The following is a 12407-nucleotide window of genomic DNA, read 5'->3' on the forward strand; positions in this document are numbered from 1 at the left end:
TTTCATTTCTATATAGCAGAAATCCAAACTGGGAAGGAAATGGTTTCTGTATAAGATGCAACGTTATACTAAATCGTAATACCTACTATACAAAAGAATGGTTGCTTTGTCAAGATAAAAGAAATAGTGTAAGGGAAACAGCTCATAGGACATGCTCCTCCTCGCGGAGCGTTTTTAATGTATAGGAAATTCGAGGAATTTCCTATACATTAAAAAAAGAGTCTGCCTAGGCAGACTCTGGCATCTACAGGGTAAAACTTTCCCGAAGGATTACTTCGGCATCTACCATGTGATGGATGGGACTAATATGATTGCTTTCTAATATTTTTTTTACGGTATCAATAACCAAATGGCCGATCTTGGCATTTGGCATTTCTATTACACTTAGAGAAGGGATACAAAATGCTGTGGTTTCCGTTTCTAACATTCCAATTGTAAGAATCTCGATATCCTCTGGAATGCGCAAATGATGTTTATGGAAGGTATGTAAAGCGCCGATTGCCATGGAATCAGAATCAAAAAAGACTGCCTTTGGAGCATTCGAAAGGCTGCAGATTTCTTCGGCTGCCTGAGCGCCACCGGTGACAGTACCTGGTCCTTTGATGATATGTTCGGAAGACACATTGATGCCGACCTGGGAACATGCGTATAGAAAAGCCTGTGTACGAAGGCCAGTTGCTACGTAAGACTGACTCGAAGAGACAACCATTACTTCGGAATACCCTTTTTTACGGAATAGATCAGCTACCTGAAATCCGATTTTTTGGTGATCTGTCCGGACTGTGGAGAACTGTTCAGACTCTCGGTTAATCAGAATGATGGGCATATTAGGCTTCAAAGATTCCAGATATGCAATGTCACGATTGGAAGCAGCACCGATAATTGCAATGTTATAGCTGTTATTGATGATAGAGGAAGCGTCGCGCTCTAAGAAATCGTTCTCGTATGCCTGGACGATGAATTCGCAAAGGAAATTCTGTGTCTTTATTTCCTTCTGCAGCGCATTCAAAAAGGAGGCAAGGATTGAATTACGGTCGTCAAGCGGCCAGAAAAATGCAATTGTCGGCTTTGATGCATCCTGGGAGCGGAGCCTCCTGGCGCTGAGGTTTGGCTGATAAGATAAGTCTTTCATAACGGCAAATACCCGTTCCTGAGTCTGGGCAGAAATCCCTCTTTCTTTGGACTTGCCGCTGATAATAATTGAGACTGTAGTGGGAGAAACCCCTGCTAGTTTTGCTACATCCTTAATGGTTGCCATTTATAAATACACCTGCTTTTCATTTTCAAATTTTCATTCGTTTTCTTTACATAATGGGGGCTACCGAGCCCCGCATCCTTCATGGCCATAAATGACAATGGAACAGTTAAACTTAATTTATCATAAAGAATATAAGTCAAAGTGTCAAGCAAAGAATAGGAAACCAAATCCGGGTAAAAGTTTTTAAGTAAATATATACAAAATAAATAAAAAAAATACTTAAAAACTGCCAAAATTAATCATCACGTCAAATAAAATGTTGACAATGGAATAAAAATAAATTATGGTTATACACATGAACGTTATACTAACACGTTAAACTAACACGTTAAACCGAAGAATACCAAATAAATATGAGCAAATTTGATGATCTTAACTGGGAAGAAGGAGCATCAATCGAAGGAAGGATGAAAAGCAAAATGAGCAAAATGATAAAGAGGGCAATGGATGGCAACGAAGCGGCAGCTTATGCTTCTTATGCATTTACGGAGGTAGCTGCCATTTATCCAATTACACCATCTTCACCGATGGCCGAGCTGGTAGATAAATGGTCGGCAAATGGGATGAAAAATATTTTTGGACAGCAGGTAAAATTAGTCGAAATGCAGTCGGAATGTGGAGCGGTCTCTGCGGTACATGGTGCTTTGGATGGAGGCGTACTTGCAACGTCCTATACGGCATCACAGGGTCTGATGCTGATGATTCCGACTATGTACCGTATTGCAGGACAGTTAAAGCCGGGCGTTATCCATGTGGCATCCAGAAATGTGGCAACACATGCAATCTCGATATCTGCTGAGCATTCTGATGTTATGGCGTGCCGTCAGACAGGTTATGCATTAATGGCATCCTCAAGTGTGCAGGAAGCAATGGATTTAGGTGCAGTTTCCCATCTGGCAGCAATAAAAGGGCATGTGCCATTTTTACATTTCTTTGATGGATTCAGGACTTCCCATGAAGTGCAGAAGGTGGATTGTCTCGATTATGATGATCTGGCGAAAATGGTAGACCAGAATGAATTAAAAAAATTCAGGGAGAATGCATTGAATCCGGAACATCCGGTACTTCGTACTACGGGTCAGTATTCTGATACGTATTTCCAGAGCCGCGAGGCATGTAATTCCTATTATGATGCATTGCCGGATATCGTGGCAGAGTATATGGATCAGATTAATGAAGTGACCGGACGCAGCTATAAGCCGTTCAACTATTACGGTGCGGCGGATGCAGAGTATGTAATAGTCGGAATGGGTTCATCAACGGGCTGTGTACAGGAAAGCATTGACTATTTATTAGAAAAAGGCGAAAAAGTAGGATACATGGAAGTTCATCTGTATCGTCCATTCTCTGCAAAATATTTCTTAAGCCAGTTACCGGATACAGTCAAAAAAATGACTGTGGCGGACAGAACGAAAGAACCAGGTGCAGTTGGCGAACCTCTGTATGAAGATGTATGCTCTGTTATTCTGGAATCCGAAAGAGCGATTGATGTACTTGCCTGCAGATACGGTCTTGCAAGCAAAGAGTTTACACCGGCCCTGGTTATTGCCATGTACGAAAACATGAAGCAGGACACACCAAAGAATCACTATACAATCGGTATCAATGATGACGTGACCGGATTATCCCTTCCTTATGGGAAAGAAGTAGATACAGTTCCTGAGGGAACCATAAGCTGCAAGTTCTGGGGACTTGGATCGGATGGTACAGTTGGTGCAAATAAAAATACCATCAAGATTATCGGTGACCACACGGATATGAACGTTCAGGCATACTTTGAATATGATGGGAAAAAATCAGGCGGTGTTACCCGTTCTCATCTGCGATTTGGCAAAAAGCCGATCCGCTCCACTTATCTGGTAAACCGGGCAGACTTTATCGCTTGCCATAATAAATCTTATCTGGAGCGATATGATATTCTGGCTGATGCCAAAGAAGGCGCCAATGTCCTAATTACCTGCGACTGGAAAGAGGAAGAGCTTGAAAAACACCTGACGGCGGAATTCAGGAAAGCGGCAGCTGAAAAGAAAATCCATCTTCATATTATCGATTCGACTGCAATCGCAAAAGAATTAGGCTTAGGAAGCAGAACAAACACGATCCTGCAGGCTGCATTCTTTAAAATCACAAATATCATTCCAATTGAAGAAGCAGCAGATTACATGAAGAAAGCAATTTATAAGTCATACGGCAAAAAAGGCGAAAAAATCGTCAATATGAATTATGCAGCAGTTGATAAGGGTATTGAGATGGTAAGAGAAGTAACTGTTCCTGCTGAATGGGCGGATTTGAAACTCGAGCCAGTTTCTATAGATGAATCATTGCCAAAGTGGATCAAGAATATACAGATTCCAGTAAATGCAATGAAAGGCGATTCCATCCCCGTAAGTGCATTCATGGATCTTCCGGATGGCACGATGCCGCAGGGGACCTCAAAATATGAGAAACGCGGCATTGCTGACAACGTTCCAGTATGGGATAGCAGCAAATGCATTCAATGTAACCAGTGTGCTTACGTGTGCCCACATGCAGCAATTCGTCCTTTCTTATTAGATAAAGAAGAGGCATCAAAAGCTCCGGCTGAATTCGTGACGGTACAGGCTGCCGGAAAAGGCATGGAAACATATCAGTACAGAATACAGACAGCAGTGCTTGACTGTACAGGATGTGGAAGCTGCGCAAAGGTATGTCCTTCAAAAGATAAAGCTCTTACCATGAAACCGTTGGATGAGAACAGGCATGAAGAAGCAAACTGGGAATATGCAGCAGCATTATCGAAAAAGGAAAATCCGATGAGTGTTTCTACTGTAAAAGGCAGCCAGTTTGAACAGCCCCTGCTGGAATTCCCGGGAGCATGCCCAGGATGTGGCGAGACACCGTATGCAAAACTCCTGACCCAATTATACGGAGACCGTATGTATGTGGCAACAGCAACCGGATGCTCCCAGGTATGGGCAACAAGCTTCCCGTCATTCCCATATACAACAAACGAAAATGGTAAAGGTCCTGCAGTAGGCGGTTCTCTATTCGAAAACAATGCAGAGTATGGTATGGGCATCTGGCTTTCAGTAGAGCAGCAGAGAGAAAAATTATTAGGAAAGGCAGAGGCTCTTGTAAAAATAACCACCAACGAAGAGTTAAAGAAAGCAGCATCAGCATGGATGGAAAGCTACAATGATGGAGCTGTGACGAAGGAAGCAAGCGAAGCCTTCAAAGCAGTTTTACTGAATTATGAGCCGGCAGAAGAAGATGCTCCAGTCATGGTATTCACCGATGGTACGCAGGAGGAACGCAGATGCTGCGAGTCAGTGGCGGTAGAAGAAGCTTCACTCATAGCAGAAATCAGGGAAAATGCAGAGTATCTGACCAAGAAATCCGTATGGCTGTTTGGCGGAGACGGCTGGGCCTACGATATCGGATATGGCGGACTTGATCATGTTTTAGCAAGCGGTGCAAACGTGAATGTCATGGTATTCGATACGGAAATTTATTCCAATACAGGCGGTCAGGCTTCAAAATCAACTCCTACAGGGGCAGTTGCACAGTTCGCGGCGGCAGGCAAAAGAAGCAAGAAAAAAGACCTTGGAATGATGGCTATGAGTTATGGCGATGTTTATGTAGCCCAGGTTGCGATGGGAGCCAGCCAGTCACAGTTCTTAAAAGCGGTACAGGAGGCAGAAAGCTATGACGGGCCATCTCTGATCATCGCATATGCACCATGCATCAGCCATGGCTTACGCTGTGGAATGGAAGATGTACAGGGAGAAATAAAACGTGCAGTCGAAGTAGGATACTGGCAGATGTACAGGCATAATCCAATGCTTGCTGAAGAAGGAAAAAATCCATTTATTCTTGATTCCAAAGAACCAACGGGAGATTTTCAGGAATTTCTTCGCGGTGAAGTCCGTTTTTCTTCTCTTGAGAGAACATTCCCTGATGTTGCTGAAACATTATTTAAGCAGACGGAAAAAGAGGCGAAAGCCAGATATGCAAAATATAAAGCGCTAGCACAATAAGGAGAAGAATATGAGCACATTTATTGAAAGGATTTTGGGGAAAGAAGCAGGTTCCGTTGCTACGATTATGGCAGATTATGTGGTAATCAATGATGGTATTTCAAATGCTGCAGTGGATGAGATATCTGCTGTGGGAAATCAGGAGAAAGTATGGGTCATCCATGATCATGATGTACCGACCGGAAGTACCGAGGCAGCTGGTATTTTAAGAAAGAATCTGGAATTTGCAACAAGGAATGGCTGTCATTATGTGCAGGCACAGGGAGTGGGATACCAGTACATGCTGAATGACATCATCAAGCCGGGAGAAATCATAATTGGCGGTGGAACCCATGGTAGTATCTTTGGTGCGAAAAAAGCATTGGGAATCAATGTAAGCATTCCGGAACTAGCCCGCATCGCAGAGACAGGACGCTACAGTGTGATCGTGCCAGAGACTGTATCGGTTACTTTAACAGGAAATCTGCAGGAATCTGTCAGTGTGATGGATGCTGCAATGGATTTCCTTACAAAAGCCTCAGACGTAAAAGGAAAAGTAATTGAATTCGGCTGCCCGTCACTTGATGATCATCAGAAAGCAGTTCTCTGCAGCATGGCTTGTATGACAGGAGCTTACGCAGCAGTGATTGTTGAAGAACAATCTGAACAGGCAGTCGTCCTTGATCTGACAAACGTAAAGCCTATGATCATGATGCCCTGTGCCAGCCGTTCAGAACAGGACCAGGCAAAAATCGCTGAAAAATCGGTACTGGAAGGAACTGAACTTCAGGCTGGGCAGATTGGAGGCTATACCGGAGGCACCATAGAAGAGTTGAGAACGGCAGCCGGGCTTATCAAAGATAAAAAGCTTGCCCGAGGATTCCGGTTAAGCATTTGTCCTGCAACCAGCAAAGACTACATACAGGCAATGGAAGAAGGAATTATCACAAAGTTTATTGATTATGGCGCACAGATTCAGGCACCGGGGGATCACAGCGTTGTAACGCAGGGAGCAGGAGCGATGGGCCATAATGAGAAACTTTTAACAACTGGTCTTTATACGTTTGCGGGCGCAATGGGTTGTGAAGATGCTGAAGTATATACAGCTTCCGTTAATTCTGTAATTGCGGCGTCATATACAAAACTAATTTAAGGAGGCGCTGACATGGATAAGAAATTCAGTGGTAAAATATGGAAGTTTGGAAATGACATTGATACGGATACTATAATACCAGGCAGACGCGGGACGATCCCGACGATTGAAGAGATGAAGCAATATGCTTTTGAATTATTGAAGCCGGAATTCGGTTCAACGGTTCAGGCAGGAGATATCCTTGTTGCAGGTACTAATTTTGGCTGTGGATCCAGCCGTGAGCAGGCGGCAACTGTGCTTTCGGCAAATGGAGTACGCTGTATTATTGCAAAGAGTTTTGCAAGGATTTTTTTCCGCAACGCATTTAATAGTGGAATTCTTCTGCTCCAGTGTGATGGCATACAGGACGTCTGCGACGGCGGAGATATCGTCACTGTTGATATTGATGCAAAAACAGTCAGTGTAAATGGAAAGACATTTCCAGTCGGCGAGGTTCCTGAAAACCTGTTTAATATAGTAGCAAACGGCGGTCTGATTGAAGACACCAAAAAGCGAATAGCGGAAGGAATCAAGAAATTAGAAATCACGCCGCTGACTGATAAAGAACGCCGTAAGAGCGGATATACCCTTGTGGAGAAAATACTGAAGAACAATGCAGGAAAGCATCATGTTGAACCAGGAGATATCGTGATTACAAAACCAGACATGTTTATGGTCCATGACATCTATACCACGTATCTTTTAGATACCATGAAGAAGATCGGAGCAGATAAAATCGATGATCCGGATAAAGTGACGATCGTATGGGATCACTGCATGCCGACTGCCGTAGCAAAGAATGACTACGATCATTATCATGCCGGCTTGGAGCTTGCAAAGCTATACGGTATCAAGAAACTGCATATCGGTGAAGGCATCTGTCACAGTATCATGCATGAAAAGAAATATGCAAGACCGGGAGAAGTTGCAACAGCAACTGACAGCCATACGACAACTTACGGCGGAGCGGGAAATTTCTGCTCAGGAATTGGCACGGCAGAGATGGCCGCTGCTCTGATTACCGGAGAACTTTGGTTTAAAGTTCCGAGTGCCATTAAAATCGTGCTAAACGGACATCTGAAGGAAGGCGTTTTATCAAAAGATATTATCCTGAAGATTCTGGGCGATATAAAGGCAGATGGAGGACAATATAAATCTCTTGAATTCACAGGAACTGCAGCACATGAAATGAGCATGATGGCACGTTTCACAATGGCAAATATGGCTTTAGAAGCGGGCGCAAAATGCGGATTGTTTGAAGCAGATGAAAAGACAGCCGAATATTATGGAATGTCTCTTTCTGAAATTGACTGGGTCCGTATGGATGACGATGCAAAATATGAAAAAGTACTGACCTACAATGTCGATGAATTAGAACCACAGTTATCATGTCCTCAGGGCGTCGACAATGTTCATCCGATCCATGAAATTCTTGGGACCAAGATTGATGAAGTATACTTAGGCAGCTGTACAAATGGAAGTTTAGAGGATCTGGCAATTGCAGCAAAAATGATGGAAGGTAAAAAAGTGGCATATGGCCTCCGTTTCATTGTGTGTCCTGCAACGAATAAGGTGTTTAAGGATGCAATTGAGGCTGGCTATATCAGGACCTTCATAGAAGCTGGTGGAGTAGTCGTCCATCCGTGCTGCGGACTTTGCTGCGGCATGCCATACGGCTTAATGACAGATGATGAAAGGATCCTGTCTACGGCAAACCGAAACTTCATTGGACGCCAGGGCACAAAGAAGACCCTCAGCTACCTTTCAAGTCCTGCAGTGGCAGCTGCAACAGCAATCGCAGGGGTCGTCACAGACCCACGAACCATGATAAACTAAAGGAAGGCAGAAGAGATGATAAAAAGTTTTGATGAGTTAAAAGAGACCCTCAGAAAGATGCCTGAAAAACGTAAAGTAGCGGTAGCGCCTGCACAGGATGCACATACCCTGGAGGCAATCGTGAATGCTGCAAGAGACGGCATGGTAACTCCGGTCCTGATTGGCAGAGAACCAGAGATCAGAGCGATCCTGGAAGAGTTAGGAGCTTCTCAGGAAGAGATGCAGATTATCCATATCGAAGATAAAACTGCATGTGTGCAGAAAGCAGCTGATATGGTGAAATCCGGAGAAGTAGATTGCATTATGAAGGGGAAGATTGAAACAGGAGACCTGATGAAGGTATTGGTCAATAAAGAGACCGGTATCCGCAAGAACAGCACCATGAGCCTGCTGGCCTTTATGGAAAGCCCCAATTACCATAAGGTATTTGCAATAACAGATGTAGGTCTTCTGGTATATCCGACTAAGGAGCAGAAGAGGGCAGCAATAGAGAACGCTGTTTCCGCATTTCATGCGCTGGGAGTGGAAGAGCCCAAAGTAGCCATTGTTGCAGCTATAGAAAAAATGAATCCGAAAATGAAAGAAACGGTAGACGCAGCCGAAATCAAGGCGGAAGGCGTGGAGGGCTGCATCATCGAAGGTCCGATCAGCTATGACCTCGCAATGGATCCGGAATCAGCACCCCTCAAAGGGTACGAAAGCCCTGTAGCAGGCGATGCGGACATACTGGTAATGCCGGATATCATAAGCGGAAACGTAGCAGCAAAAACAATCACCACCATCGGCGGGGGACGTACCGGCGGAGTTGTGCTCGGAGCGCAGGTACCTGTCTTGCTGGTATCACGTTCAGCAAGTGCAGATGATAAATATATGTCAATCGTGCTGGCAGCACTAATAGGCAAAAACAATTAGGAGGAATTACGAGAATGAGTAAAAAAATCAATTTCAATGTATGCGGATTATCTTTCAAAATTTTCATTCCATTTTTTATAGTAGTTATGATCACAACCTATATGGGATTCATGCCCACGGTAAAAATCTTCTCAAATGAAGCCGGGGAATATATAGCATCCAATTATATCGGTACCATTGCGTTTTTGATGGCAGTGGGAGGTCTGTTTTTCTGGCTTGGCAATACGATTCCTATTTTCAATAATTATTTAGGCGGAGCATGTCTGTTGCCATTATTAGGAACATCATTTATGAATTTCATGGGCTGGATTCCGGAGGAACTGGTGAATGGTACTGCTGTCTTAATGGGTGGCGGTTTCCAGGATGCCTATATTGCAATGCTGCTAGTAGGATCTATTCTGATCATGGACAGAAAGCTTCTTCTGGGAGCGACTGCCAGATATATGCCTGTCATTATTGGCAGCCAGGTCTTTGCACTGGGTGCGTGTGCATTGGGTGGATTGATTACTGGAACAAGCGTATTTGAAGCTTTATTTTATGTTGGTGCACCTATTATGTCCGGGGGTTCAGGCGGTGCTATGGTTACCCTTCCATCTTTATACAGCGACATTACAGGTACAGATATGACTGGCATGGCAGGACAATTCCTTTCCTATGCATCCATATCAAACGTGATAGCGGTTATGATGGCAGCCATTTTCGGAGGCATTACTTCTAAAATGAAAGGCGTAAACGGAAACGGTGATATCCTGGTATCTAAGACTGAAAAGGTTATTGAAGAAGGCGAAAAACGTCCGGCAACATCAGGCGACTATGCAGCACTTGGTTCGGGAATATTTATGAGCTTCTGTTTTTATCTGGGTGGAAATATTTTAGGCAATCTGCCTGGGTTAAGCGTAATCCCGGGATTGGCCTGGACCATTATTCTTGGCATCATCGTAAAGAGCACGGGACTTATGCCTGACAAGATTGCAGATAATACTGTATACTCCATGAATTTTGCTTTAAGAGCGCTTCTTCCTATGCTGATTGCAGGCATTGGCATCAAATCTTTGAATTTCTCTGCAATAGGAGCCTTCTTTACGGTTGGAGCATTTGTGATTATTTTTCTGGGAGTGTTTGGAGCATTTCTCGGAGCAGCGGTTTTTGCTAAGTTATTCGGCCTGTGGCCATATGAAGCGGGTGTTACTGCAGGCTTATGCTGCTGTAATATCGGCGGAAGCGGCGATATTGCAGTACTTTCGGCAGCTAACCGTATGAACCTGTTGGCGTTTGCTTCTATTTCAACACGAATCGGTGGAGCACTGATGGTCATCTGGATCGGATTGTTATATCCATTGTTTATGTAATAAATTAGTAACTATTTAGATATCCGGGCATGGCGGCTTATATTGCCATGCCTTCTTTGACCTAAAAGGGAGGAAAAAATCATGAATTCATATAAAGTATTTACAATCAATCCTGGCTCTACTTCAACAAAAATCGCAATGTTTGAAGGAGATAAGACGGTTTTTTCAAAGAATGTGTCCCATGACGCAGAGCGGTTAAAAGAGTTCAAAGAAATCAGCGACCAGTTTGATTATAGAAAAGAAACAATTCTGGAAGAACTGAAAAAAGAAAATCTGACTTTAGATGGCGTAGATGCTTTTTCGGCACGCGGCGGCGGACTTGTAAACATCGAAGGTGGTGTTTATCAGATCGGTGAAAAATTGCTGGAGCATGCAAGAGCCGGTTTTACGGTAAAACATCCAGCCACCTTAGGGGCACAGCTGGCAGATGCATTTGCAAAAGAATATGGCGGACAGTCGTTTGTCGTAAACCCACCGGATGTAGATGAGTTCATTGATGTTGCAAGAGTGACAGGGCTAAAGGGAGTATATCGTGAAAGCAGGATACATGCCCTGAACCAGAAAGAAATCGGGATCCGCTATGGACTAAAGGCTGGCAAAAAATATGAAGACTTAAATCTGATCATCTGCCATATCGGCGGCGGAATCTCGGTTACTGCACACCGTCAGGGAAAGATGATAGATTCCAATGATATTGCGAATGGCGATGGACCTATGGCGCCGACACGATGCGGACAGCTTCCGGTAAAGGATGTAATTACCATGTGCTTTTCCGGAAAATTCACAGAGAGGGAACTGCGTGACAAAGTGACAAAAACAGGCGGCTTTGTTGATCATTTAAATACGTCGGATGCCAGGGAAGTTGAGGCAGCGATGAATAATGGAGATCCTTATGCAAAACTGGTATACGATGCAATGGTTTATCAGATTGGAAAAACAGCAGGTTCCATGGCGGCAGCGCTTCGCGGAAAGGTAGATGCGATTATCCTGACAGGGGGCATTTCTCATGATAAATATGTAACAGGAAAGCTGAGAGATATGCTTGCTTTTATTGCTCCGATGGAAGTCATGCCTGGAGAATTTGAGATGGAGGCACTGGCTGCCGGGGCGGTACGTGTTTTATCAGGTGCAGAAGAAGCAAAAAATTATACCGGTGAACCAGTATGGTCTGGTTTTTCGATAGAATAAAGGGTGGAAATTGCATGAATATAAAAAATAGAAAGTTTATAATAAGAATCCTTTTTTATATGATCGGGCTGCTCTGCCTGGCATTCGGTGTTGCTTTTTCAATCAATTCCAAGTTGGGAGTTTCCCCTGTCAATTCATTGCCTTACATAATCAGTCTGATTACAGGTAACGAGGTCGGGATATGCGTGATTGCACTTTTCTCGTTTTACATTCTTATACAAATTGTGATATTGAGGAAGGAATTTAAGTGGATTAACCTGACCCAGTTAGTCTTTTCAACAATATTTGGGTATTTCGTGAACTTTGCCAAGTCTGTCCTGGGAGATTTCACTATCCCGACCTATGCAGGGCAGTTATGCATGCTGGTAATCAGCATTTTGCTGGTTGCTTTAGGGGTATGCCTGTATGTAGATGTGAAACTGGTAAATATGCCCATGGAAGGGATGACTGCTGCCATAAATGTGAAAATATTCAGGAAACTGCCCTTTCATGATGTAAAAGTAATCATGGACTGTACCGTTGTGGTCATCGGCATTATGCTTTCCTTGATGTTTTTGGGAGGGATTGAGGGAATCCGTGAAGGAACCGTTATTTGTGCGCTGCTGGTTGGTAAAATCATGAAGCCTATGCAGAAAGTCATCGTACCCATGATAGAAATAACCTGTTTCCAAAAGGCAAACAGTGTGCTTCACACCCATGAAACCGGCACGGCAATGTCATAATTACGTATACTTATG

General features: G+C 43.8%; 8 protein-coding genes. 7 read left to right on the forward strand and 1 reads right to left on the reverse strand.

Annotated elements, in window-relative coordinates; translation table 11 throughout:
* Window positions 1-244: 244 nt before the first annotated feature.
* Window positions 245-1258 carry a LacI family DNA-binding transcriptional regulator gene (locus BJR36_RS12770; protein ID WP_091235010.1) on the reverse strand — a complete coding sequence of 338 codons (1014 nt, stop codon included), beginning with the start codon at window positions 1256-1258 and terminating at the stop codon, window positions 245-247.
* A gap of 353 nt (window positions 1259-1611) precedes the next feature.
* On the opposite strand from BJR36_RS12770, the gene nifJ reads away from it, so the two are divergent.
* The 7 genes from nifJ to BJR36_RS12805 all read left to right on the forward strand — a co-directional run bounded on the left by nifJ (window position 1612) and on the right by BJR36_RS12805 (window position 12392).
* On the forward strand, window positions 1612-5274 hold the full coding sequence (nifJ, locus tag BJR36_RS12775) for a pyruvate:ferredoxin (flavodoxin) oxidoreductase (RefSeq protein WP_330387926.1): 3663 nt from the start codon (window positions 1612-1614) through the stop codon (window positions 5272-5274).
* Window positions 5275-5284: 10 nt separating this feature from the next.
* Window positions 5285-6406 (forward strand): aconitase family protein, encoded by a 1122-nt coding sequence (locus tag BJR36_RS12780; RefSeq protein ID WP_091235012.1) that lies wholly within the window; start codon window positions 5285-5287, stop codon window positions 6404-6406.
* A 12-nt stretch (window positions 6407-6418) separates the two neighbouring features.
* Entirely contained in the window at window positions 6419-8221 is a 1803-nt protein-coding gene (locus tag BJR36_RS12785; protein WP_091235014.1) for an aconitase/3-isopropylmalate dehydratase large subunit family protein, read from the forward strand.
* Between the two features lie 15 nt (window positions 8222-8236).
* Window positions 8237-9133 carry a phosphate acyltransferase gene (locus tag BJR36_RS12790; protein ID WP_091235015.1) on the forward strand — a complete coding sequence of 299 codons (897 nt, stop codon included), beginning with the start codon at window positions 8237-8239 and terminating at the stop codon, window positions 9131-9133.
* A gap of 14 nt (window positions 9134-9147) precedes the next feature.
* Entirely contained in the window at window positions 9148-10482 is a 1335-nt protein-coding gene (locus BJR36_RS12795; protein ID WP_091235018.1) for a 2-hydroxycarboxylate transporter family protein, read from the forward strand.
* 81 nt (window positions 10483-10563) lie between these two features.
* On the forward strand, window positions 10564-11670 hold the full coding sequence (gene buk, locus BJR36_RS12800; protein ID WP_091235020.1) for a butyrate kinase: 1107 nt from the start codon (window positions 10564-10566) through the stop codon (window positions 11668-11670).
* 14 nt (window positions 11671-11684) lie between these two features.
* Complete coding sequence (locus BJR36_RS12805; protein WP_091235022.1) at window positions 11685-12392, forward strand: YczE/YyaS/YitT family protein; 708 nt, start codon at window positions 11685-11687, stop codon at window positions 12390-12392.
* Window positions 12393-12407: the final 15 nt, after the last annotated feature.

The sequence above is a fragment of the Anaerobium acetethylicum genome, assembly GCF_900096945.1.
Classification (GTDB): Bacteria; Bacillota; Clostridia; order Lachnospirales; family Lachnospiraceae; genus Anaerobium; species Anaerobium acetethylicum.